The sequence below is a fragment of the Porphyrobacter sp. AAP60 genome, from assembly GCF_001296025.1.
Taxonomy (GTDB): domain Bacteria; phylum Pseudomonadota; class Alphaproteobacteria; order Sphingomonadales; family Sphingomonadaceae; genus Erythrobacter.
The window spans coordinates 259,852-282,686 of sequence record NZ_LJHV01000002.1; the positions used below are offsets into that span (position 1 = coordinate 259,852).

The 22,835-nt window shown below is 62.6% G+C and carries 19 protein-coding genes; 11 read left to right on the top strand and 8 right to left on the bottom strand.

The genetic code is table 11. From position 1 onward, the window contains the following. Position 1 precedes the first annotated feature (1 nt). The 4 genes from glgA to IP79_RS01785 all read left to right on the top strand — a co-directional run bounded on the left by glgA (position 2) and on the right by IP79_RS01785 (position 6,228). Positions 2-1,471, top strand: a complete 1,470-nt coding sequence (gene glgA / locus IP79_RS01770; RefSeq protein WP_054117523.1) for a glycogen synthase GlgA — start codon at positions 2-4, stop codon at positions 1,469-1,471. Continuing rightward, the gene (locus tag IP79_RS01775; RefSeq protein ID WP_054117524.1) at positions 1,468-3,096 is read left to right on the top strand and encodes an alpha-D-glucose phosphate-specific phosphoglucomutase; all 1,629 of its coding nucleotides are present in this window, start codon (positions 1,468-1,470) and stop codon (positions 3,094-3,096) included. Before glgA ends, IP79_RS01775 begins: the two co-directional genes overlap by 4 nt. A 79-nt stretch (positions 3,097-3,175) precedes the next feature. Next, positions 3,176-4,948 carry a glycogen debranching protein GlgX gene (glgX, locus tag IP79_RS01780; protein WP_054117525.1) on the top strand — a complete coding sequence of 591 codons (1,773 nt, stop codon included), beginning with the start codon at positions 3,176-3,178 and terminating at the stop codon, positions 4,946-4,948. A gap of 113 nt (positions 4,949-5,061) precedes the next feature. Further along, positions 5,062-6,228 (top strand): acyl-CoA dehydrogenase family protein, encoded by a 1,167-nt coding sequence (locus tag IP79_RS01785; protein WP_054117526.1) that lies wholly within the window; start codon positions 5,062-5,064, stop codon positions 6,226-6,228. A gap of 61 nt (positions 6,229-6,289) precedes the next feature. Here IP79_RS01785 and IP79_RS01790 read toward each other — a convergent pair whose 3' ends face one another. Then, entirely contained in the window at positions 6,290-9,661 is a 3,372-nt protein-coding gene (locus IP79_RS01790; protein WP_054117527.1) for a TonB-dependent receptor domain-containing protein, read from the bottom strand. Positions 9,662-10,062: 401 nt separating this feature from the next. Between IP79_RS01790 and IP79_RS01795 the strand changes: the two genes are divergently transcribed. Then, on the top strand, positions 10,063-11,709 hold the full coding sequence (locus IP79_RS01795) for an acyl-CoA dehydrogenase family protein (protein WP_054117528.1): 1,647 nt from the start codon (positions 10,063-10,065) through the stop codon (positions 11,707-11,709). On the opposite strand, the gene IP79_RS01800 is transcribed toward IP79_RS01795, so the two are convergent. Beyond that, positions 11,706-12,158 carry a response regulator gene (locus tag IP79_RS01800; protein ID WP_054117529.1) on the bottom strand — a complete coding sequence of 151 codons (453 nt, stop codon included), beginning with the start codon at positions 12,156-12,158 and terminating at the stop codon, positions 11,706-11,708. The genes IP79_RS01795 and IP79_RS01800 overlap by 4 nt on opposite strands. A 176-nt stretch (positions 12,159-12,334) precedes the next feature. Between IP79_RS01800 and IP79_RS01805 the strand changes: the two genes are divergently transcribed. After that, the gene (locus tag IP79_RS01805) at positions 12,335-13,126 is read left to right on the top strand and encodes a tyrosine-protein phosphatase (RefSeq protein ID WP_197273708.1); all 792 of its coding nucleotides are present in this window, start codon (positions 12,335-12,337) and stop codon (positions 13,124-13,126) included. A gap of 57 nt (positions 13,127-13,183) precedes the next feature. Further along, positions 13,184-14,161, top strand: coding sequence for a thioredoxin-disulfide reductase (gene trxB, locus IP79_RS01810; RefSeq protein ID WP_054117531.1), 978 nt, complete (start codon positions 13,184-13,186; stop codon positions 14,159-14,161). A 17-nt stretch (positions 14,162-14,178) separates the two neighbouring features. On the opposite strand, the gene IP79_RS01815 is transcribed toward trxB, so the two are convergent. The 5 genes from IP79_RS01815 to IP79_RS01835 form a co-directional block, all read right to left on the bottom strand. Next, positions 14,179-14,607 (bottom strand): MAPEG family protein, encoded by a 429-nt coding sequence (locus IP79_RS01815; protein ID WP_054117532.1) that lies wholly within the window; start codon positions 14,605-14,607, stop codon positions 14,179-14,181. 10 nt (positions 14,608-14,617) lie between these two features. Continuing rightward, a complete protein-coding gene (locus tag IP79_RS01820; protein ID WP_054117533.1) occupies positions 14,618-15,073 on the bottom strand; it encodes an MAPEG family protein in 456 nt (151 codons plus the stop codon). A 76-nt stretch (positions 15,074-15,149) separates the two neighbouring features. Beyond that, on the bottom strand, positions 15,150-15,791 hold the full coding sequence (locus IP79_RS01825) for a class I SAM-dependent methyltransferase (RefSeq protein WP_054117534.1): 642 nt from the start codon (positions 15,789-15,791) through the stop codon (positions 15,150-15,152). After that, positions 15,791-17,005, bottom strand: a complete 1,215-nt coding sequence (locus IP79_RS01830; protein WP_054117535.1) for a DUF3419 family protein — start codon at positions 17,003-17,005, stop codon at positions 15,791-15,793. The genes IP79_RS01825 and IP79_RS01830 overlap by 1 nt, the downstream gene beginning before the upstream one ends. Positions 17,006-17,084: 79 nt before the next feature. Further along, on the bottom strand, positions 17,085-18,047 hold the full coding sequence (locus IP79_RS01835) for a threonine ammonia-lyase (protein ID WP_054117536.1): 963 nt from the start codon (positions 18,045-18,047) through the stop codon (positions 17,085-17,087). A gap of 63 nt (positions 18,048-18,110) precedes the next feature. Between IP79_RS01835 and IP79_RS01840 the strand changes: the two genes are divergently transcribed. The 3 genes from IP79_RS01840 to IP79_RS01850 are packed head-to-tail and all read left to right on the top strand — an operon-like array spanning position 18,111 to position 21,058. Next, positions 18,111-19,337, top strand: a complete 1,227-nt coding sequence (locus tag IP79_RS01840; RefSeq protein ID WP_054117537.1) for a saccharopine dehydrogenase family protein — start codon at positions 18,111-18,113, stop codon at positions 19,335-19,337. Further along, the gene (locus tag IP79_RS01845; protein WP_054117538.1) at positions 19,337-20,530 is read left to right on the top strand and encodes a carboxynorspermidine decarboxylase; all 1,194 of its coding nucleotides are present in this window, start codon (positions 19,337-19,339) and stop codon (positions 20,528-20,530) included. Before IP79_RS01840 ends, IP79_RS01845 begins: the two co-directional genes overlap by 1 nt. Positions 20,531-20,557: 27 nt before the next feature. After that, positions 20,558-21,058, top strand: coding sequence for a hypothetical protein (locus tag IP79_RS01850; RefSeq protein ID WP_054117539.1), 501 nt, complete (start codon positions 20,558-20,560; stop codon positions 21,056-21,058). Positions 21,059-21,061: 3 nt separating this feature from the next. Here IP79_RS01850 and IP79_RS01855 read toward each other — a convergent pair whose 3' ends face one another. Continuing rightward, positions 21,062-22,045 carry a DUF3137 domain-containing protein gene (locus IP79_RS01855; protein WP_054117540.1) on the bottom strand — a complete coding sequence of 328 codons (984 nt, stop codon included), beginning with the start codon at positions 22,043-22,045 and terminating at the stop codon, positions 21,062-21,064. A gap of 74 nt (positions 22,046-22,119) precedes the next feature. On the opposite strand from IP79_RS01855, the gene IP79_RS01860 reads away from it, so the two are divergent. Next, entirely contained in the window at positions 22,120-22,671 is a 552-nt protein-coding gene (locus tag IP79_RS01860; RefSeq protein ID WP_054117541.1) for a LemA family protein, read from the top strand. Positions 22,672-22,835 lie beyond the last annotated feature (164 nt).

Consider the following 22,835-nt stretch of genomic DNA (forward strand, 5'->3'; position numbering starts at 1 on the left):
CATGGCGATGCGCGTCCTTTCGGTGGCTTCCGAAGCAGCACCGCTGGTCAAGACCGGCGGGCTTGCCGATGTGGCGGGCGCGCTGCCTGCCGCGCTGGCGGCGCAAGGCGTGGAGGTGACCACTTTCGTCCCCGGCTATCCTGCGGTGCTGGCGAAGCTTGGCCCAAAACTCGGGAAGTCCAAGGCGGTGCACACTTGGGATTCGCTGCTTGGCGAAAAGGCGCGTCTTTTGGCCGGCAAGCTGGGCGGGCATCCGCTGCTGGTGCTGGATGCGCCCGCATTGTTCGGGCGCGAAGGCGGGCCTTACAGCGATGCAAGCGGGCGCGATTGGGACGATAACTGGCGGCGGTTCGCCGCCTTTGCCCGCGCTGCCGCCGATATTGCGGGCGGGGCCGTGAAGGGCCGCGCCTTCGATCTGGTGCATGCGCATGACTGGCAGGCAGGGCTGGTGCCCGCTTATCTGCGGCTCGCCCCGCTGGCAGGCGGGCGCAATGTGCCCAGTGTCATGACCATCCACAACATGGCGTTTCAGGGCTACTACCCCGCCGGGATATTCCCCCGGCTTGGCCTGCCGCCTTCGGCATGGACGGTGGACGGCGTGGAATCCTATGGCGGGGTCGGGTTCCTCAAGGCTGGTATGCAACTGGCCGATGCGATCACCACCGTCAGCCCGACCTACGCGGGCGAGATCCGCAGCGTCGAATTCGGGATGGGGCTGGAAGGGCTGGTGCTGGCGCGTTCCAATCGCGTGCACGGCATTCTCAACGGGATCGACACGGCGGAATGGAACCCTGCCAGCGATCCTCGCCTCGCCGCCAATTTCACCGCTGCAAAACCCGGCGCGCGGGCGAAGAACAAGCGTGCGATCGAGCAGGAATTCGGATTGGAACCCGGCGATGGGCCACTGTTCGTCGTGATCAGCCGCCTGACCTGGCAAAAGGGCATGGACGTGCTGCTGGAGGTGCTTGATCATCTGGTCGGCATCGGCGGACGCTTGGCGCTGCTGGGTTCGGGCGATGCGGAAATCGAGCGGGGCTTTCAGGCAGCGGCGGCGCGCCATCCGGGCCGGATCGGGGTGCGCATTGGTTATGACGAGGCACTCTCGCACCTGTTGCAGGGCGGGGGCGATGCCATTCTGGTCCCAAGCCGGTTCGAGCCTTGCGGGCTGACCCAGCTTTACGGGCTCGCCTATGGTTGCATTCCCGTGGTCTCTCGCACCGGCGGGCTTGCCGATACCGTGATCGATGCCAATCCGGCAGCGCTGGCGGCGGGGGTTGCCACGGGTGTCCAGATGAATGCGGTCAGCTACGGCGCGCTGGCGATGGCTGTCAGCCGCGCGTGCGAACTTCATGCTCGCCCAGAGGACTGGAAACGGCTTCAGAAAAACGCGATGAAAGCGGATTTTTCATGGGGGGCAAGCGGCGCTGCCTATGCCGCGCTTTACCGCCAACTGCTTGAGGAACAGGAATGATCCAGACTGTCGCCACCACGCCCTTTGATGGCCAGAAGCCCGGCACATCGGGCCTGCGCAAAAAGGTGCGGGTGTTCCAGCAGCGCAGCTATGCCGAAAACTTCATCCAGAGCGTGTTCGATGTGGCGGAGAGGCCAGCCGGATCGACTTTGGTGATCGGCGGGGACGGGCGGTTTCATAACCGCACGGTGATCGCTCGCGCTATCGAAATGGCGGCGGCCAACGGCTATGCCCGCGTGCTGGTGGGGCAGGGCGGGATTCTCTCCACCCCCGCCGCCAGCCACGTGATCCGCAAATATGGCGCGAGTGGCGGGCTGATCCTTTCGGCCAGCCACAATCCCGGCGGGCCGGACGAGGATTTCGGCATCAAATACAACATCGCCAACGGCGGCCCCGCGCCCGAAGCCGTGACCGAGGCGATCTATGCCCGCACACAGACCATCGACCGCTGGCTGATGGTGGAAGGCGAGGTGAACCTCGACGTCATCGGCACATCGAAGGTTGGCGAGATGGTTGTGGAGGTGATCGATCCGGTTGCCGACTACGCCGAACTGATGGAGGAGCTGTTCGATTTCCCCGCCATCCGCGCCAGCGTGGCGAGCAGCGCGCTGACCATGGCGTTTGATGCGATGCATGCGGTGACCGGGCCTTATGCGGTGGAGATCCTTGAACGGCGATTGGGCTTTGCTGCTGGCACCGTACGCAATGGCGTACCGCTGGAGGATTTTGGCGGGCATCACCCTGATCCCAACTTGGTTCACGCAGCAGAGCTGTATGCGTCGATGATGTCGGATAATGCCCCCACCATCGGCGCGGCGTCCGACGGGGACGGGGACCGCAACCTCATCATCGGCAAGGGGGTGTTTATTACTCCGTCGGATTCGCTCGCAATGCTGGCGGCGAACGCGCATCTGGCGCCGGGCTATGCGGGCGGGCTGAAAGGTATTGCCCGCTCCATGCCGACCAGTACCGCCGCCGACAAGGTGGCCGAGGCGCTCGGCATCCCCTTGTGGGAGACGCCGACGGGGTGGAAATTCTTTGGCACGCTGCTCGATGCCGGAAAGGCCACGATCTGCGGCGAGGAAAGCGCGGGCACCGGCAGCGATCACGTGCGCGAGAAGGACGGGCTGTGGGCGGTGCTGCTGTGGCTCAATATCCTCGCGGTGACGGGTAAACCGGTGGCGCAGATTGCGGCTGAACACTGGGCAAGGTTCGGGCGCAATTACTATGCCCGTCACGATTACGAAGCGATCGAGACGGCCAAGGCCAGTGCGCTGATGGCGGCGCTTGAGGCATCGCTGGCCGGCTTGCCGGGCAAGACCTTCGGCCCGCTGACAGTCGCTGCGGCTGACCAGTTTGCCTATACCGATCCGGTCGATGGTTCGGTCAGCCGTAATCAGGGCGTGCGGGTGATGTTTGCTTGCGGATCGCGCATCGTTTTCCGCCTTTCGGGGACGGGCACCGAAGGCGCGACCTTGCGGGTCTATCTGGAACGCTACGAAGCCTCTGGGGGGCGGCTTGCGGAAGACACGCCTGCGATGCTGGCCGATCTGATCGCCGCCGCCGAAGCGATTGCCGGGATCGCGGCGCATACGGGCCGCACCGCGCCCGATGTGGTGACCTAGCATCACCATTCCGTTCGGTTCGAGCGAAGTCGAGAACCGCTGCGTTGAAGTGTCTCGACTTCGCTCGACACGAACGGAGATGGATGTGGTACTGGGCAGTTTCGTAGGAGAAAGCACCACCCGCTTCGCCGTGCGCGCCCCGCTGGCCGAGGCGGTTGATCTGTGCCTGTTCGATGGTGAGGCCGAAACCCGTCACGCAATGACGCGCGCAGGCGAGGTGTGGGTGGCAGAAGTGGCGGGCGACCTCACCGGCACACGCTACGCCTACCGCGCACACGGCAGTTACACCCCCGAAGCCAACCTGTGGTTCGATCCGGCCAAACTGCTGGTCGATCCTTACGCGGTGGAACTTGACCGGCGCTTCGTCCAGCATCCGCGCCTTGCGCAATTTGGCGAAGACACCGCCGACATTGTGCCGCGTGCGGTGGTACAGGGGGGACTGCCGGTGGTGCCGCATCAGGCACCGCTATTCCAGCGCGGCGGATTGATCTATGAAATCAATGTCGCAGGCTTCACCGCGCTTCACCCCGATGTACCGGCCCGGCAACGTGGCACCATCGCCGCACTCGCGCACCCGGCGGTGATTGCGCACCTCAAAAAGCTCCACGTCAGCGCCGTGGAACTGATGCCCATCGTTGCATGGTTGGATGAACGCCACCTGCCGCCGCTCGGCCTCGCAAACCACTGGGGTTACAATCCGGTGGCGATGATGGCGCTCGATCCCGGCCTGTGCCCCGGCGGCGGTGCCGAACTGCGCGAGGCGGTGGCGGCGCTGCATGATGCGGGGATCGGGGTGATCCTTGATCTGGTGTTCAACCATTCGGGCGAGAGCGATGTTCACGGCGGCACGCTATCCCTGCGCGGGCTTGACCCTGCCGCTTATGCCTGCGCGCCTGATGGCGCACTGATCAACGACACGGGATGCGGCAACACGCTCGATTTCGCCAATCCCCATGTGCGGCGGCTGATGATCGACAGCCTTGTGTATTTCGTGCGCCACTGCGGCATCGATGGCTTCCGCTTCGATCTCGCCACGGTGATTGCGCGCGGGCCGGGGTTTGATGCGCAGGCTCCCATCTTCGCCGAACTCGCCGCCGAACCGTTGCTGGCAGACCGGGTGATGATTGCCGAGCCGTGGGATATCGGTCCCGGCGGCTACCAGCTAGGTCGCTTCCCGCCGAACTGGCTCGAATGGAACGACAAGTATCGCGACGATGTGCGGCGTTTCTGGAAGGGGACGGGAACGGTGGGCGATCTTGCCACCCGCATCGCCGGATCGTCCGACATTTTCGGGAGCGATTGCCGCAGCATCAATTTCCTCGCCGCCCACGATGGCTTCACGCTGGCTGACACCGTCGCTTACGAACATCGCCAAAATCACGCCAACGGTGAGGATAACCGCGATGGCCACGGGACAAACCATTCGTGGAATTGCGGGGCAGAGGGGCCGAGCGATGATCCCGCAATCCTTGCCCGACGCGCTGCCGATATCCGCGCGATGCTGCGCACGCTGTTCGCCTCTACCGGCACCATCATGATGACTGCCGGGGACGAATGTGGCCGCAGCCAGCACGGCAACAACAACGCCTATTGCCAGCACATGCCCATCGACTGGGCGGGGCGTGATCAGGCTCTGGAAGATTTCACCGCGCAAACCGCTGCCGCACGTGCCGCCAATCTTGCGGCCTTCACGCAGTTTCCCGAAGGTGGACAATGGCTTGGGCCTGATGGGGCGGCGCTTGATCCCGATACGTGGCAGGATCCGGCGACCGATGGTTTTACCTATCTCCCGCCCGAAGGATCATCCCGCCCTCCGCTGCGCATCAGCCGCGCAATGCGCACCATCGGTTAAGGGCGCTGCGAAAAAAACACCTGCAACCATCAATCCTGCGGGTGACATCCTCCGTTTCTTGTGTTGTCAGGGGCGCAGACCTTCACCCAACCACAACCGGGGATACACCACAGATGAATTTCGAGCTCGATCACGAACATGTGATGCTCAAGGATCTGGTCGCCAAGTTCGTGCGCGATCAGTTGCTGCCGCGCGAAGCCGATGTGATCGCGCGCGAGAATATCGGGCAGGGCACCTATCTGACGCTGGAGGAAACCGCCGAGGTTGATGCCGTGTCGCGTGAACACGGCCTGTGGGGGCTGGATGCCCCCGAGGAAGTCGGCGGGATGAACCTGCCGATGGTGGCGATGGTGGGCGTGAGCGAGGAACTGGGCAAAACCGTTGTGCCCTATTACCTGCCGCCCGATTCCCCCAACCTGCGGATGCTGATGGTCGCCGCCGATGAACGCCAGCGCGAGGCCTATCTTGAACCCTATGTGCGCGGCGAAACGATCAGCGCGATCGGCATTTCCGAACCCGGCGCAGGTGCCGATCCGCAGCGCATGGTCACTTCGGCGGTGCAGGACGGCGATGACTGGATCATCAATGGGCGCAAGATCTGGATCACCAAAGGGGATCAGGCGCATTTCACCATCGTCATGGCGGTGACTGACAAGAACCCCAACGGGCGCAACGGCATGTCGGCCTTCCTGGTTGATCGTGACACGCCCGGCTTCAACGTTCTGCGCAAGATCCCGATGATCGATGGCACGGCGACCTATGAAATCGCGCTCGACGATTGCCGGGTGCCGGGCTGGAAACTGCTCGGCACGCGGGGGCAAGGCTTTGCGCCGATGCAGGTGCGGCTGGGCACGCGGCGGATCGAGATGGCATCATGGGCGGTCGGCATGGCGCAGCGCGCGATGGAAATGATGATCGAATATGCGCCGCAGCGCACCACCTTCGGCAAGCCGCTTTCGGCGCGCCAGACGGTGCAGAACTGGATCAGCGACGCCGCGACCAAGATCCACGCCATGCGGCTGATGACCTATGATTGCGCTTGGAAGATCGACGAAGGCCGCGATACCCGCAGCGAAATCTCGATGATCAAAAGCTTCTGCATCGAAGAAGCCTACACCATCGTCGATCATGCGATGCAGCTGTTCGGTGGCATGGGGATGACCCGCGAATTGCCGCTTTACCTCATGAGCAACAAGCTGCGCACCATGCGCATCTATGACGGCCCGAGCGAAATCCACAACTGGGTGGTGGCGCGGCAATTGCTGGGCACTTACGAATAACAACAGAACGGGCGGAAGGGCCAAGCCCATCCGCCCGCTGCTGCTGCCCGAAGGCGCGTGCTTACATCGAAGCGCGCAGGCCGAGGTAGAAGAACGTCCCAACCGGGCTGACCGGATAGGCCTGTTCGGTGATGAACGGCTTTTTGTTGAAGACGTTGTTCACCCCGCCATAGATGGTGAACCTGTCGCTCGCTTCGTAGCCGAAGGCGATATCGTGGATGAAGGTATCGCTGGAGATGCCGTTTTCGGGCGAGAAGGTGGCGGTGCCATCAGTGCCGACATCTTCGATTTCCACCCCGCGCAGGGCCATCTTGTCGAGCCAGGTGGTCGACCAGGTCAGGCTCAGGCCCTTCCAGTCCCAGCCGATCGCGCCGCGCGCAGCCCATTCGGGACGCTGGATTTCGCCGAGTTCGGGATCAACCATCGTTGGATCGGCGGGATCGAAGAAGTTGTCGAGCTTGTCGACCCAGGTGCCGCTGGCATCCAGCCGGAAGCCGTGATCCCCAATGTCGAAACCGTAACGCAGCGCCGCTTCGACCCCGGCGGTTTCCTGACGGGCGAAGTTGACCGATGTCTGCCGCAGGAAGGTAAATCCGCCGGTGTTGGGGTTGCGGGTGATCAGGTCGCAGAACCCGTTGACGATGCTGGCGCTGTCGACGCAGTTATCGACGATGTCCTGCGCTGCGACTGCATTGATCGCGTCCTCGATCTCGATGTTGTAATAATCGACGCTGACGATCAGGCCGGGCACAAAGCGCGGGGTCAGCACCGTGCCGACTGTCCAGGTGGTGGCGGTTTCCTCGGACAGGTTTGGGTTGCCGCTGATTGTGCCGGAGAAGCGCGCAGTCAGCGGGTCGACGTAGGAATAGGAACCCGCGCCGAGGTTGGGGTTGAAGCCGATCTGCTGGAAGAACGCGGTGCAGTTGGCCTGCCGCAGTGTCGGATCGGGCGCGGTGGCAAGGTTGTTGACATCGCAGGGGTCAAACGGGCGGAAGGTGGTGCCCTGCGCCGGGTTGAACAGCTCGTTGATGTTGGGGGCCCGCACCGCGACGGCATAGGTGCCGCGGAACAGGATATCCTCTACCGGGGCGTAAAGGCCGCCCACGTTCCAGGTGAAAGTGCCGCCGACAGTCGAATAATTCGAATACCGCGCCGCCCCGCTGATTTCGAGTGCTTCGGCAAAGGGCACGTCCCTTAGCAACGGCAGGTTGATTTCACCGAACACGTCATAAACCGTGAACTCGCCGCCCGAATTGCGCAGCGGGATGGTGGGATCGAACACCAGCGAGGTCTGGGCAAAGTCGAGATCGCTCAGCAAGTCGCCCTCGTTAACGAAAGCGGTGGTCACCGGAACCACGCCGCGGGTCAGCGGATCGAAGGTTGATCTGCTGGTCTCCTCGCGGAATTCGAAGCCTGCGGCAAAACCGATCGGCCCGCCCGGCAGTTCAAGGAACGCTCCGGTGTCGCCGGTGAAGATCACATCGAATACCATCTGTTCCAGCTCGAACTGGTTGACAGCGGTGGTGGTGATGAAATCGACCGCTTCCTGGCTGATCCCGCCAACCCCGCCAAGGATGTTGGCCGGACGGCACTGCCCATCGCCGGGGTTGAAGGTGAAGAACCCGGGATCACCCGCCGGAATGCCGAAAGGAGTGGTGGCCGGCGGTGTGGAATCGAGGTCTGAACGGCACACGATATTGCCGTTGGGCGCCCTGACAGCATCGATCGACGCAAAGAACCGGTCCATGATCACGCGGTTGTTATCAAAGCTGGTCTGCTTGAACTTGCCGTAATTGCCGCTGATTTCATAGGCGAAGTGCGGGGTGATATCGCCCTTCACCCCGGCAACGAAGCGCCATGTCTCGAACTCGTTGCGATCACGGTTGGGGCCAAGGTCAGCCGGGTCACGGGTGATGTAGAAACCCCGGTCAACCCCGTTGCCGAAGAACAGTTCGCCCACATAGGGTTGCAACTGCGGCGTGATGAAGGGGTTGTCTTCGCGCACGGTCAGCAGATCGTAGAAGGTGTTGGGCTGGGCCTGAAACTCCGCCGCGTTGGAAACATATTTGCCTTCGAAGAAGAACTTGGCCTCGGACGAAAGCTCATAGGACAGGTTGACGTTGACCGACCAGCGTTCGGTTTCCGGGATCAGCGAGTTGACGTTGAACCCATTGGGGATGCCGGGGCCGCCGAAGGCATTGAACAGGCCGGTGATGGTGCCATCCTGATAAACGCCGACCGTGCCATCGGCATTGATCACACCGCAGCCGCCCGCCAGCCCGAATGCGCCATTGTTGAAGGTGGAGTTGAAGCCGACCGAGCTTTCAAGACAATCGGGGATGCCGTTGTTATTGATGTCCGGCCCGTCCGAAAGGCCGATGTCACCCGGCGCGATCACCCCGCCAGCCGATGAAAGCGAGAAAGTTGGGTTGGTCGCAATGAAACGGCGCGGCGCGTTGGTGGCGCGTTCGATCAGCGCGAGTTCTGCGCTGGTCAGATTCGGCGCTGTTCCGAACGCGGCGGTATAGCGCGAGGTGAAGGTCGCCGCGTTGGGGATCGGAAAGCCGGTGGGGAAGCCGCCCACGCCAACCGCGAAAAAGCGTTCGAAGTTGGGGGTTGTCGAAGCGCTGATATCACCGCTCTGGAATCGCAGCGCGGGGTTGTCCTGACCGGCCGAAATGCCGTTGTTGCGCGAAAAGCTGCGGTCGCCATCGCGGATTTCATCATTGCGGGCATATTCGCCCGAAATCGTGATGTTGCCGCGCCCGTCAGCGAAATTTGCGCCCCATGTCAGGTCGCCATTGATGCGCCATGCATCGCCCTTGGACGAAATACCGCTTTGGATATTGCCTTGCAGTCCTTCGAAATCGTCGCGCAGCACGAAGTTGACCACGCCGGTCACCGCGTCGGCGCCGTAGATGGAGGAGGCACCGCCGGTCAGCGTTTCGACCCGTTCGATCAGCGCTGTCGGTATCGAGTTGATATCGACCGCCTGTTCGCCCGCGACGCCGGAAACGTGGCGCTTGCCGTTGACCAGCACCAGCGTGCGTTGCGGACCGAGGCCGCGCAGGTTGAGAATGGATTGACCCACCTCGATGTTCTGACCGGCGAAGACACTATCGATTGAGCCTTCGGAGGAGATCGAAGTGGAAAGCGCGGGAATATCGCGCAGGGTATCGACGACATCCGACGTGCCCGAACGCCGCAATTCTGCCGCCGTCACCGACAGGATCGGCGCGGGCGATCCGATATTGGGATCGCGCGCAATACGCGATCCGGTGACGACGATCGCCTCTTCCGGCTCGGCGGAGGGATCATCTTCGACCACGCTATCTTGCGCCTTGGCTTGCGCGGGCGCCAGCCCGGCGACCAGCAGGGCGGCAGCCAGTGTGGGCAGCGACGACGACTGAAGGGAGAGGTTGTTAAAGCGCATGGTTTGTCCTCGCGTAGGTGTGGCCGGGATATGACCGGAACAGGGCCTGCGATGCTGCGTGGCATGGCAGTGCCGAGTCATCGTCGTGAGGTGCGGCGCGGTGACGAAGCCTTGTGCTCCGTTGCTGGCGTGCCCTTACGGTTCTTCCTGCGCGAGGGTTGGTGGCCGGGTGTTCTCACCCTGTGCCGTTCCGCCCCTGAATGCTCGATGCCGCGTGCTTTCGGTGCTGCGGCGACGGCTTGGTATTACGGTTGGCGATTCCAGTAGTAAGTGGTCATTCAACGTATAGGGCGGGGGTGTCCGCATTCGGGCAGACACTGTTACCCATCGGCCACACGGGCGCGGACGAGCTGCGAAATTGCGACTTCGCGGTGCGTGGCAGGCTCTGCTAGCACTCTTGCATGAACCACTGGATCGAACTGGCGCAGGCAAGCCTTGGCGCAGCGCGGGATTATGCCGATACCGTGCGCGAAAATGTGGCGCAGAAAGTGGCACCGGGCGGTGTGGCCGATGCAGCGCTGATCGAACAGGCGCAGCATCAGGTGCACGGCTTTGCCTGGATTGCCGCAACCGTGGCCGCGTTGGAAGCGACGCTGGATTGGGCAGTGCGGGCCGAGACCGCCGGGACGTTTGGCGAGGCCGAGGCGCTGACCCTGCGGATCGGCTTTGGCGAATACCTCGCCCAGATTGCCGCCGGTCTGCCCATGAGCGCGAGCGAGATCGTGCGCCCGTCAGCTTTCGGCACCATCGCCGCGGCGCAGGCCTTTGCCGCGCATCCGGCGACAGCGCGCCTGTTGGCAGAAGGCAACACGCCCGAAACGCGCGCCGCGCTCGCAGCGTTGCTGGCAGAAGGCGTGCGGCCAGATGAAGCGCTGGGTGACGAAACGCTCGATCTGGTTCGCCAGCAGTTTCGCACCTTCACCGCCGAGAAGATCACACCTTTTGCCCACCAGTGGCACCTTGATGACGCGCTGATCCCCGATGGGGTGATTGCCGAGATGGCGGCGCTGGGCGTGTTCGGGGTGTGTATTCCCGAAGAACACGGCGGGCTGGGGCTGGGAAAGCTGGCGATGGCACTGGTTTCCGAGGAACTGTCACGCGGTTGGATTTGCGCAGGCTCGCTCGGCACGCGATCGGAAATTGCGGGCGAGCTGATCACGCATAACGGCACGCCTGAACAAAAAGCGCGGTTCCTGCCGCGCATTGCCGATGGTTCGTGCCTGCCGACGGCGGTCTTTACCGAGCCTGACACCGGGTCAGACCTGGCCGCGGTGCGGACGCGGGGTGAACGGCAGGCGGACGGCAGCTGGCGGGTAACAGGGGCGAAAACGTGGATCACCCACGCCGCCCGCGCTGATCTGATGACAATGCTGGTGCGCACTGATCCCGCGCAGCCGGGCTATGCGGGCCTTTCGATGCTGCTGGCGGAAAAGACGCGGGGGACGGATAGCGCGCCTTTCCCCGACGCCGGGTTAGAGGGCAGCGAGATCGCAGTGCTCGGCTATCGCGGGATGAAGGAATATGCGCTGGGGCTGGATGGTTTTGCGGTCGCCGCCGAAGGCCTGCTGGGAGGCGCGGAAGGGCAGGGCTTCAAGCAGCTGATGCGCACCTTCGAAGGCGCACGGATCCAGACCGCGGCCCGCGCAATCGGCGTGGCGTGGAACGCCTTTGATCTGGCGCTGGATTATGCGCAGGGCCGCAAGCAGTTCGGCCAGCCGCTTACCCGTTTCCCGCGTGTGGCGGACAAGCTGGCGCTGATGGCGGTAGAAATCGTGATCGCGCGGGAACTCACCTATTACGCCGCCCGCGCCAAGGATCGCGGCGCGCGCTGCGATATCGAGGCGGGGATGGCGAAACTGCTCGCTGCACGCGTTGCATGGAGCGCGGCGGATAACGCCGTGCAAATTCACGGCGGCAATGGCTATGCGCTGGAATACCCGATCAGCCGGGTGCTGTGCGATGCGCGGATTCTCAACATCTTCGAAGGCGCGGCGGAGATTCAGGCGCAGGTGATCGGGCGCGGCTTGCTTGGCAGCCAGCGCGCCTAGACCACCCGGCGCACCGCAGGTTCGGTCAGCATCGGCCCGGCAAACAGCGTCGCGGCTATTTCGATATGGCGCGGGCGATCCCCCCGCAGCGCCATCTGGTGGTTGACCCGCGCGATCAGATCGAACGGATCGAAGGGTTTGGAGAGGAAATCCTGCGCTCCTGCGTAAATCGCCTGCGCTTCATCATCCGCGCCGCTCATCGCGGTGAACATGATTACCGGCAGATCGTAAAATTGCGCCGATTGGCGCAAGCGCCGCAGCAGGGTGAGGCCGCTTTCGCCCGGCATCGCCTGATCGAGCAGCAGCAGATCGGGCCGCTTGCGCCGCACGCAATCCCACGCGGCATCGGCGCTGGTCACCCAGCCGCTGGCATGGCCGGCATCGATCAGCACGTCGCTGGCCAGTTCGGCGATCAGTTCATCATCATCGGCAATCAGGATCCGGGCCATGGTTCGGGGCCTTGCATCATGGTTCTGTAGGGAAGGCTGCTATTAACCATGAGAGGTTTGGGCTGCCTTGGCCTGACCCCTCGCAGATTCCCCTAGACCGCCGCTTGACCCCGCCTTGCCCCCGTCTTGCGCCCCTGCCAGTGTCGCCCGCGATGATTCGCAAAACCCCTGGCACAATGCCCAACACACCCCGCAGCGGCCCGTTCTATCTGACGCAAGGCATTCATAATCTTAGGGATTATGGTGGCTATGCTGTTGCTGGCGGCGGGCGGGTGCGCACCGGCCTGCTGCTGCGGTCGGGCCAGCATATGGAAGCATCGGATGATGATCTGGCGCTGATCGACGCGCTCGACATCCGCACTGTGATCGACCTGCGCGGGGTGAGCGAGCGGGAAGGGTTTCCATGCAGACGCCATGCAAACTTTGCGGCGCAGGTTGTTGCTTATGAAGGGGAAACCAGCAACTCTCCGCCGCATGAAGGTGGCGGCGGGCAGGTGGTGATGACCCCGCAAAAGGCACGCGAACGGATGCTGGCGGTCTATACCCGGATGCCGGTGAACCCTGCGATGATCGCGATGTTCACGCGCTATTTCAATGTATTGGACGAAAATGACGGCGGATCGCTGGTGCATTGCTTCGCCGGGAAGGATCGCACCGGCATTGCGGTGGCGCTATTGCTTCACGTTCTTGGCGTCCATCACGATGATATTATTGCAGAATTCCTGCTGACCAATGAGGCGCCGACGCGCGAAATCCTTGAACGCCAGTCTCTCCCCCGGATGGAGGCGCACTACGGCGCGATCGAACCCGAAGCGCTGCACAACCTGATGGGCGTTTTGCCTGAATATATCGATACTTACATTGCAGAAGTAACGCGCGATCACGGCTCGCTGGACACCTATCTGGCGACAATATTAGGTGTGGACGAGGCAAGAAAAGACCGCCTGCGTGCCAAGCTGGTGGCGTGACAATCGCTGCCGAAATCCCCATATCGCGTCCCTGAAATCCAGCAGAGGCACCCACGCATGGCTACCCATCATACCAAGATGCTCATCATCGGTTCTGGCCCGGCAGGCTATTCGGCCGCGATCTATGCCGCCCGTGCGATGCTGGAACCCATTGTCGTGCAAGGACTTCAGCCCGGCGGGCAGCTGACCATCACCACCGACGTCGAAAACTATCCCGGTTTCCGGGATGTGGTGCAGGGCCCGTGGCTGATGGAGGAAATGAAGGCACAGGCCGAACATGTCGGCACGCGGATGATGTGGGACACCATCGTTTCGGTCGATCTGGAAGGTGGCGCTCCGTTCCGCGCCATCGGCGACAGCGGCGATGAATATATCGGCGAAAGCCTGGTGATCTGCACCGGCGCGCAGGCCAAATGGCTCGGCGCTCCGGGCGAGATGGAATTAGGCGGCAAGGGCGTTTCGGCCTGCGCCACCTGCGATGGATTCTTCTATCGCGGCAAGAAAGTCGCGGTGATCGGCGGCGGGAACACTGCTGTGGAAGAGGCGCTCTACCTCACCAACCATTCCGACAACGTCACTCTGATCCATCGCCGTGACAGCCTGCGGGCAGAAAAGATCCTGCAGGAACGGCTGTTCGCCAACCCGAAGATCACCGTGCTGTGGAATAAAGCCGTCGATAGCTTCGAAGCGGGCGCAAACGGGATGCTCCACCACCTCGCGCTGACCGACACCGTGACGGGCGAGGCATCAACGCTGGAAGTGGACGGCGCTTTCGTTGCCATCGGCCATGCGCCGGCGACAGAGTTGTTCAAGGGCAAGCTGCCGATGGACGAGAGCGGTTACCTGCTGACCGAACCGGGCACTCCCAAAACGGTGGTCCCCGGCGTGTTCGCTGCGGGCGATGTGACCGATCACGTCTACCGCCAGGCGGTGACGGCGGCGGGCATGGGCTGCATGGCCGCGCTTGACGGTGAGCGTTATCTGGCGGCGCGCCAGCACGCTGCGGCCGAACCCGAAGTTCAGGCGGCAGAGTAATCCGCCGCCTGCCGGCTTCAGAACACCGCAATCGCCGCGTGCAGGATCAGCGCCATCAGCGCCAATGATGACAGAGCGAACAGCGCGAACCGCACCATCACGCGGTTGACCGTCGCCTGCACGATAGAATGCGCCACGCGCAAGGCCACATAGGCCCAGGCGAGCATCGTATTGAACCCGTCACCCTGACCGATGATCGCCAGCACAATCGCGACTGCATAAAACAGGGTCGGCGCTTCGTGCAGGTGGTTGTAGTTATCGGCTTTCCAGCTGACGTTATCGGGCAGCTTGGCCCGCAGGCTTGCCCCGTCACTGCCGACGAGATTTTTCGCGTCGATCCCGGCCTTGTTCATGGCAGGAATGCGGGTGGCATACATCCACACCCACATCACCATCGTCCACGCCAGAAGTGCGACGACGGGCTGCAAGATATCCATTCCGATCATAATCTTATCCTTATGCGGGAAGAGCCGAGGGGTCAGCCAGCAGCGTCGCCGCCACCGCGCGCACTGCGAGAACGATCAGCGCGATGGTGCTGAGCAAGAACAGCGCAAACCGCACCGGCACCTTGTTGACGAGGTTCTGCCACAGTGAATGCACGATCCGCAGGCCGACATAGGCCCACGCCAGCAAGACATCGATCGCGTCCGGCCCCATGATCGCAAGGATCAGCACCGCGGCGTAAAACAGTGTCGGCTGTTCGTGCAGGTGCGTGTGGTTGTGCGCAGGCCAATTGGCCTTGTCGGGGATCACCCCTTCCAGATCATTGCCGCGCACGCCCTGCTTGGCGGCCAGAGCGGATTTATCCGCCAGCTTGGCAATCGCCCCGAACCGCGCCGGAATGATCCACAACAACACGATCAGCGTCCACACCACCAGCACGGCGGCGGGCGCGAGTATTTGCGCTTGCATCGATTGATCCCCTTGGTGAGCCTCTCACTCGCCGGACAGACTGCGAGAGACGCAAAGGATTGTCAAATGCAACCGATCAGGCGCGCAGCACGTGCAACTGGTAGTAGCCGAGCGGCCCTCGCTTGCTCTCCAGCAACAGCCCGCGCGCGGCGGCGACGCGGGCTGCGGTCTGTGCCATGGCCGTGCGCGGCTCCACATGGAACTTTGCCAACCATGCGCGCAAGCCAGCTGCGAAAGGGCGGGGTATGCCCGCGAGGTCGCCGAAATCCACGATGTGCAGCGCCCCCCCGTCCGCCAGCAGGCTTGCCGCATGATCCAGCGCTGCCTCCCAGTCGGGTATCATCGACAGAGAATAGGACAGCACTATCCGGTCAAACTCTGGTTCGCTCAGCAGGGCTTGCGGATCGAAGGTGCAGGCATCGCCTGCACCCAGCCGTGCGTCCTTACCCAGCGCGGCGCGTGCGCTTTTGAGCATTTCGGCTGAGATATCGAGGCCGTAAAGCCGCACCCCCGGCCATGCCCTGCCGATCTTTGCAAGGTTGCGCCCGGTGCCGCAGGCGACTTCGAGCACCCGCATGTCTTGCCGCGCCGCCAGTCCGGCGATCAGCGTATCGCGCCCGAACAGGTAATATTTGCGCGTCAGATCATAAATATGCCGCTGGCCGCGATAAACCTCGTCCATCAGCGCCGCGTGGGAGGGGGTACCAAGGCTTGCCATCACACCAGCTCGTAAACGTGGACGCCGCCATAGATCGATGAACGATCGCGGCGGGTAAGATCGGCGGATTGTTCTTCAAGATAGCGCCACTTGCCAAGGATGCTTTCATCCAGCCGACCGGTCAGCAGGCTGGGTTCGGCTGCGGTGCGGAACAACACGCGCGCGCCGGGGCGGCTGGCGCGGGTGATCTTGCCCCACAGGTCATCAAGCTGTGCGTTGTTCATCCAGTCCTGCGCGTCGAGCAGCACGAAGCGGTCCATGCTCGCCCCGTCGCGCCCGCCGATCCATTCGACCATATTGGCACGGGTCACATCAAGCCGGTCGATCCGTTCCTTCATCGCCTCCCAGTTGGCGCGTTGCAGATAGGGCGGCAGCGGCGCACCCTCGGAGCGGTCATAGCCGCGTCCGAAGGCCTGCCAAGCGAAGTAGTTATCCTTCACCGCGAAATCGCAGGCGAGTTTTTCCAGCCTCCGCCGCAGCACTTCGGCCATGCGTTCATCGCCCGCCAGATGTTCGAATTGCGCAGGCGGAATGCCGAGGCCGAACAGCGAGGCCGGCTGGTCGGTCAGCCAGCGGATGAACTTCTTTTCAAATACCGGCGCAAGTTCCCGCTCGAACACCTCGCGCTGTTCTTCCAGCGTCGATGCAGTGAGCACCTTGCCCAGATCGATCTTGTACAGCTTGGCAAAAACATGGGCGAGACCGATGAAATTGCCCAGCAAGCCCTGCCGGTAAATGCCCTTGGTGAAATAACTGATTCGCCTGCGTCCGCGCATGTCGCGCTTTTCCCAATAGGCGCGGCTCACCGGGTCGAGATGCGGGGCGATCATGGTCTTGTAGACCGCGCTGTTTTCCTTGTGATCGGCGTGCGCGAAAAAGCGGTGGAAGCGTTCGTAATTGGGCAGGTGCTTGATCGCGGCAATCTTGAGCTGGCCGAGCGCCACGTGGGCGTGATTCAGGTCCACCGCGGTCACCTGCGCAGGGTTGGCGGTAAGATAGGACAAGGCGTTGCAGCTGCCGCTGGCGATGCACATGACGCGGCTGTCAGGCTGGATGGCGAGCCCTTCCATATCCACCACCGGGTCTTCCCAGATCTGGGCATAAACCAGTCCCTTGAACGCGAGGGCAAACGCCCGGTCGAGCAGCTTGTCACCAAGCCCTGCGTCCTTGCGGATCACCGCATCCTCGATGATCCGTTTTGCCTGCGTCGCCATGCCAAGGGGGTGTCCTTACGTTACGTCAGGCGGCCGCAATATGGCGCCAGCGTGTCGGCTGTATGACACTTTCCACAGGCTAGGCGTCGCTTGCAATCGTTGCCGCATAAGCCGCCGGATCGGCATTGCCGCCGGTGAGCATGATCACGGTGTTTTCGTCCACCGGCACCTTGCCCGCCAGCACTGCCGCCAGCGCCGCCGCTCCGCCCGGTTCAACCACCAGCCGCAGGTTGGCGAAGGCGAAGCGCTGGGCAGCGCGCACTTCATCGTCGGTTACCGCCACCCCCGGTTCTGCGCGGGTTTGCAACAGCGCGAGATTGAGCGATTTGGTGACGTTGGGTTGCAGCGCATCACAGATGGTCTTGGGTGCATCCGGCGCTGCGTGGACAAGCGCCCCCGCCGCCATCGCCTGCCCCACCATGTCCCAGCCGACCGGTTCGACCGGATAGATTTTGCTGCCGGGCGCGCCCAGCGCCAGCCCCGCGGCCAACCCGCCGCCGCCGCAGCAGGCGATGATGCGGCTTGGCTCCCGCCCCAATTGCGCGGTCGCTTCGATGGCAGCGCTGCCTTGGCCTTCGATCACCCACGGATCACCAAAGGCATGCACCAAAGTGCCGCCGCGCTGTTCGATCAGCGTGGCCGCAACCGCGTCGCGATCCTCTTGTGGCCGTTGGTAGAGCACCACTTCAGCCCCCATCGCCTTGGTATTGGCCAGCTTCACCGCTGGCGCATCATGCGGCATCACGATGGTCGCCCGAATGCCAAGCCTCCGCGCCGCCCATGCCACGCCCTGCGCATGGTTGCCCGATGACACCGCAACCACACCGCCTGCGCGTTCATCCGGCGTCATGCTGACCAGCCGCCACCACGCGCCCCTGATCTTGAAGGCGCCAACGGGTTGCAGCACCTCGGCCTTGACCCATGCCTGCACCCCGCCGATGTCCACCGGCAGCAGCGGGGTAGAAGGAAGGATCGCGGCCACGGCTGCGGCTGCCGCTTGCACGCCTTCATTGGTCGGCATTCTGACATCGTTCTGGATCATTTGTCCCTCGGGCCGCGTTGCACTAAGGCGCACGCAAGATTCGCATTACGAAAGGTTCCTATCATGTCGGCAGCAAAGTCCAGCACGGTTCTCGTCATCGGAGCGGGCGGGGTCAGTTCGGTTTGCGTCCACAAAATGGCGTTCAATCCGGATATCTTCCCTGAAATCCATCTGGCCAGCCGCACCAAATCGAAATGCGATGCGATTGCCGCCAGCGTGAAGGAACGTTCGGGACGCGACATTGCGACTTATGAAATCGACGCCGAAGAAGTCCCGGCCATGGTCAACCTGATCCGCAAGACGGGCGCGGGGCTCGTGGTCAACCTCGCGCTCCCCTATCAGGATCTGCCGATCATGGACGCCTGCCTTGAAGCGGGCGTGGATTACCTCGACACCGCGAATTACGAGCCCAAGGACGAAGCCAAGTTCGAATATCACTGGCAGTGGGCCTATCAGGATCGCTACGCCGAAGCCGGCCTGATGGCGCTGCTGGGGTCGGGCTTCGATCCGGGCGTGACCAGCGTGTTCACCATGTGGCTGAAGAAGCACAAGCTCAAGACCATCCGCCAGCTCGACATTCTCGATTGCAACGGCGGTGATCACGGCCAGCATTTTGCCACCAATTTCAACCCGGAAATCAACATCCGCGAAGTGACCGCGCCTGCGCGTCACTGGGAAAACGGCGAGTGGGTGGAAACGCCCGCGATGGCAAACAAAGTCGCTTTCGACTTTGAAGCCGTTGGCCAGAAGAACATGTATCTGATGTATCACGAGGAACTGGAAAGCCTCGCCAGGTTCGTCCCCGAACTGGAGCGTGCGCGGTTCTGGATGACCTTTGGCGATCAGTACATCACCCACCTGACCGTGTTGCAGAACGTCGGCATGACCAGCATCGAGCCGGTGAAATATCAGGGCAAGGACATCATCCCGCTGCAATTCCTCGCCGCCGTGCTGCCCAAGCCTGAAACTCTGGGCGAAACCACCAAGGGCAACACCAATATCGGCGTTATCGCCACAGGCGAGGCGCTCGACGGCAGCGGCGAGAAGACGTTCTACATCAAGAACATCTGCAGCCACGAGGCAGCCTACGAGGAAACCGGCAATCAGGCGGTCAGCTACACCACTGGCGTGCCCGCCATGATCGGCGCGGCGATGATGGTGCAGGGCAAATGGCAGGGTGAGGGCGTGTTCAACATCGAACAGCTCGATCCCGATCCGTTCATGGACATGCTCAACCAGCACGGGTTGCCGTGGACGGTCGAGGAAATGGACGGGCCGGTCAGCTTCTGATGCAAACCAAAGCCGGTGATCCGGGCGCCTTTGCCCATTTCGATCTGTCACGTGTCGATAGCCCCGCTTTCGTCGTTGACGCGGCCAAGCTGCGCGCCAATTGCCGGGTGCTGGCAGAGGTGCGCGAGGCAGCGACGGCGGACGGGGCGGACATCAAGGTGTTCGCCGCGTTAAAGGCGTTCTCGATGTTCTCCGCCGCGCCCATCATCGGCGAATATCTTGATGGCGTTTCCACTTCCGGCCTGTGGGAAGCGCGCCTCGCCAGCGAGTTTTATGACGGCGAAATCGCGACCTATTCCGCCGCCTTCAAGCCGGAGGAACTGGAGGAGGTCTGCCGCCTTTCCGATCACGTGATCTTCAACTCGCCGTTCCAGCATGAACGCGCGCGACTGATCCTTGATCACGCAGCGGCGAGCGGCGCGAATGTCAGCGTCGGCCTGCGCATCAACCCGCAAGTCGCTACCGGCGAGGTCGCCAAATATGATCCTTCGGCCCCCGGATCGCGGCTCGGCTTTCCGCTCGACCAGCTGACCGAGGAGCATATGGAGGGCGTGGAAGGCATCCATTTCCACAACCTGTGCGAACAGGATTTCGAACCGCTGAAGGCCACCTGGGACCGGGTGTTCGATGTGATCGAGCCGTTCTTCGGCCAGCTCAAATGGATCAACATGGGGGGCGGCCACCACATCACCCGTGCCGATTACCAGCGCGAGGAACTGGTCGAATTCCTCAAGGATGCCGCCAGCGACACCGGCTGCCAGATCATTCTTGAACCCGGCGAAGCCGTGGCGCTGGACGCAGGCATTCTGGTCGGCACGCTGCTGGATACCATGTTCAACGAAGTGCCGGTCGGCACCACCGATATCAGCGCCACCTGCCACATGCCCGATGTGCTTGAAGCGCCCTATCGCCCCGCAATGCTGGGCGAGATCGCTGACGAGAACATGATCCCGATCCGGCTGGGCGGCCCGTCATGCCTCGCGGGCGATGTGATCGGCGATTACCGTCTGCCCGTACCAGCCGAACCGGGTGCACGCTTCGCATTTCTCGATCAGGCGCATTATTCGATGGTCAAGACCAACACCTTCAACGGTGTCCAATTGCCCAGCATCTGGCTGTGGGATAGTGAAAGCGATGCGCTCGGCTGCATCAAGCGGTTCGAATACGAGGATTTCAGGGACCGCCTGAGTTAACGGGCATTCCGACGGGGCAGGGGGGAAATGATGAGGCATTGTGTTGCAGCTGCGGCGGCTATTCTTGTTGCCAGTGCGGCGCCGCTGTCGGCGCAGGATTACGCGCCTGACAGGCTCAAGAAATCGGTCACGCAGGCCGATCTTGTCGCTGTGGCTGGATCGCTCGGTCATCAGGTGATCGAACAGGGGGATGCGAGCGCTGTTTACATCGTTGCCGAAACCCAGGACGCGACCCGTTACTTCCTGATCGGCACGGCGTGCGACGTCAATGATGTGCCCGGCTGTCAGGGGATCATGATGCAGGTGCGCTATGATCTGCCGGAAACTGCCTCCTTCGCAACGCTGGCGAAGGCCAATCTGGAACAGGCGGCGCTCAACAGCTGGGCCGATTTCGAGGGCAAGACGCTGGGCTTCACGCGGTATCAGGTGCTCGACAACGGGGTGATGATGGCCAATATCCGTGAAAACGTGAACGTGCTGCTGGTTCTGGTGGAAGAGACGTATCCGATCGCTGCGGGCGAGGAATAGCGGTCAGGCCACACCCGGCATCTGATCATCGGATGGCCGCACCCGCCCGCGTTCGTTCTGGTTGATCGCCAGCGCAAGGCCTGCGATCGCGGCGAATTGCTGCGCTGCTTCCTCGGCGCGGGCGCGGTCGGTGCTGGCGTCCATCGCCCCGCTTTCGAACATGTTGCGCCCTTCGGCGGCGATGATCACTTCGCCGCGGGAAAACAGCGCGCGCAGCTCCGTCGCACCAAAGGCGCTTTCCAGCGCCAGCAGGTGTTCGACATAGCTGGGATGCACCAGCACGCGGGCTTCGACCTGATCATCGCTGAACAGGCCGAACACCTCGGCAAAGGCGGGGTGCACCTGATCGACGCGGTCGAGCCGGTGGCCGCGAAAGCTGACGCTGTCCTTGATCCCGCCAAGCCCAAGCCATTTGCGGTGGGCGCCTGCGCGCTGGAGCAGGGTGGTGGAATGGAACGGCCGGCCAAAACCCATGCGGATGATCACGCCGCGAAACACCGTGACCCAGCGCTGGTTCTTGCCCGACCCGCGACGTTCTTCGAGATGGGCTTCGTAAAGGTCGAAAGCGTGCCCTTCGAGCATGCCGTGCCAGCGGTCTTCAAAGCCGGAGCGGTCAAAGCCGGGGACGAGGCCGTAAGTCCGTGCCGTTTCAAACTCGTCGCCCGGTTCGACATCATGTTCGTAAGAGATCCCGAAACTGGTCGCGATGGCCGAATTGATGCCGATCTTGATCGCTTTCTTGGCATCGGCAATCGGCTGATAACCCCAAATCCCGGCAGCCATCACACCGCCAAGGGCCAGGAACATCTTGAAATTCGGGCCCAGGTCGGGGCCGAACCACAGGAAGGCCAGCAGCGGCATCAGGATGGCTGCACCCCACACCCAGCGCGACCGCGCCTTTTCCTTGGCGGCTGCGCGCATTTCGGTCTGCTCGGAAAGCCACGCGCCAAGCGGCCCCTGCATCAGGGTATCAATATTCGTGCGCATTGCCTCTCCCGCGCGATTCTTTAATCAGGTTGCACCACAATTGTGGGTACCTGGTAAAGAGGGGGATATTCGATATGGGCTTTTGGGTGGTCTTGGGCATCCTTGCGGTGCTCGCGGTGCTGGTGATCGGCATCTATAATAATCTCGTCGGCCTGCGTCAGGGCGTGCGGCAGGGCGTGGCCGATATCGATGCGCAGCTGCGCCAGCGGCACGATCTGATCCCCAATCTGGTCGAGACGGTCAAGGGCTACGCCGGACACGAATCGCAGACGCTGGAAGCGGTGATTGCGGCACGCAATGCCGCAGCCAAGGGTGCGCCATCATCGGGCGACGAAAAGCAGTTGCGCGTGGCGCTCGACAATCTGCTGGCCTTGGGGGAAGCCTATCCCGATCTAAAAGCGAGCGCCAATTTCCAGTCGCTCCAGGCCGAACTCGGCGATGTCGAAGACAAGCTCGCCGCCGCCCGCCGCGCTCTGAACGCCGCGGTTGCCCGCTTCAACAGTGCGCGCGAATCCTTTCCGGCGGTGGTGTTTGCAGGGATGCTGGGGTTTGCCGAGGCCGATTTCCACCGGCTTGACGACAGCGAACAGGGCACTGTCGATCAGGTGCCCCGGATCAGCTTCTGATCTTGTAAAAATTACAGGAAAACCACCGGATTTCCGTCATAATGCGGTCGTGATCGGGCAGGTGTCTTTGAAAAGACACACTCCACCCCGGGGGTGCGCATTTTTCGTTTGCAATTCGCCCCCCAAGCCCTATTTGCCCCGTTCCCGCTGCCCCAAGGGGACTT

What these genes read in the sequence shown, in the direction of transcription:
- glgA (WP_054117523.1), top strand. Translation starts at nt 2, where the DNA reads ATGGCGATGCGCGTCCTTTCGGTGGCTTCCGAAGCAGCACCGCTGGTC.
- IP79_RS01775 (WP_054117524.1), top strand. Translation starts at nt 1,468, where the DNA reads ATGATCCAGACTGTCGCCACCACGCCCTTTGATGGCCAGAAGCCCGGC.
- glgX (WP_054117525.1), top strand. Translation starts at nt 3,176, where the DNA reads ATGGATGTGGTACTGGGCAGTTTCGTAGGAGAAAGCACCACCCGCTTC.
- IP79_RS01785 (WP_054117526.1), top strand. Translation starts at nt 5,062, where the DNA reads ATGAATTTCGAGCTCGATCACGAACATGTGATGCTCAAGGATCTGGTC.
- IP79_RS01790 (WP_054117527.1), bottom strand. Translation starts at nt 9,661, where the DNA reads ATGCGCTTTAACAACCTCTCCCTTCAGTCGTCGTCGCTGCCCACACTG.
- IP79_RS01795 (WP_054117528.1), top strand. Translation starts at nt 10,063, where the DNA reads ATGAACCACTGGATCGAACTGGCGCAGGCAAGCCTTGGCGCAGCGCGG.
- IP79_RS01800 (WP_054117529.1), bottom strand. Translation starts at nt 12,158, where the DNA reads ATGGCCCGGATCCTGATTGCCGATGATGATGAACTGATCGCCGAACTG.
- IP79_RS01805 (WP_197273708.1), top strand. Translation starts at nt 12,335, where the DNA reads ATGCCCAACACACCCCGCAGCGGCCCGTTCTATCTGACGCAAGGCATT.
- trxB (WP_054117531.1), top strand. Translation starts at nt 13,184, where the DNA reads ATGGCTACCCATCATACCAAGATGCTCATCATCGGTTCTGGCCCGGCA.
- IP79_RS01815 (WP_054117532.1), bottom strand. Translation starts at nt 14,607, where the DNA reads ATGATCGGAATGGATATCTTGCAGCCCGTCGTCGCACTTCTGGCGTGG.
- IP79_RS01820 (WP_054117533.1), bottom strand. Translation starts at nt 15,073, where the DNA reads ATGCAAGCGCAAATACTCGCGCCCGCCGCCGTGCTGGTGGTGTGGACG.
- IP79_RS01825 (WP_054117534.1), bottom strand. Translation starts at nt 15,791, where the DNA reads ATGGCAAGCCTTGGTACCCCCTCCCACGCGGCGCTGATGGACGAGGTT.
- IP79_RS01830 (WP_054117535.1), bottom strand. Translation starts at nt 17,005, where the DNA reads ATGGCGACGCAGGCAAAACGGATCATCGAGGATGCGGTGATCCGCAAG.
- IP79_RS01835 (WP_054117536.1), bottom strand. Translation starts at nt 18,047, where the DNA reads ATGATCCAGAACGATGTCAGAATGCCGACCAATGAAGGCGTGCAAGCG.
- IP79_RS01840 (WP_054117537.1), top strand. Translation starts at nt 18,111, where the DNA reads ATGTCGGCAGCAAAGTCCAGCACGGTTCTCGTCATCGGAGCGGGCGGG.
- IP79_RS01845 (WP_054117538.1), top strand. Translation starts at nt 19,337, where the DNA reads ATGCAAACCAAAGCCGGTGATCCGGGCGCCTTTGCCCATTTCGATCTG.
- IP79_RS01850 (WP_054117539.1), top strand. Translation starts at nt 20,558, where the DNA reads ATGATGAGGCATTGTGTTGCAGCTGCGGCGGCTATTCTTGTTGCCAGT.
- IP79_RS01855 (WP_054117540.1), bottom strand. Translation starts at nt 22,045, where the DNA reads ATGCGCACGAATATTGATACCCTGATGCAGGGGCCGCTTGGCGCGTGG.
- IP79_RS01860 (WP_054117541.1), top strand. Translation starts at nt 22,120, where the DNA reads ATGGGCTTTTGGGTGGTCTTGGGCATCCTTGCGGTGCTCGCGGTGCTG.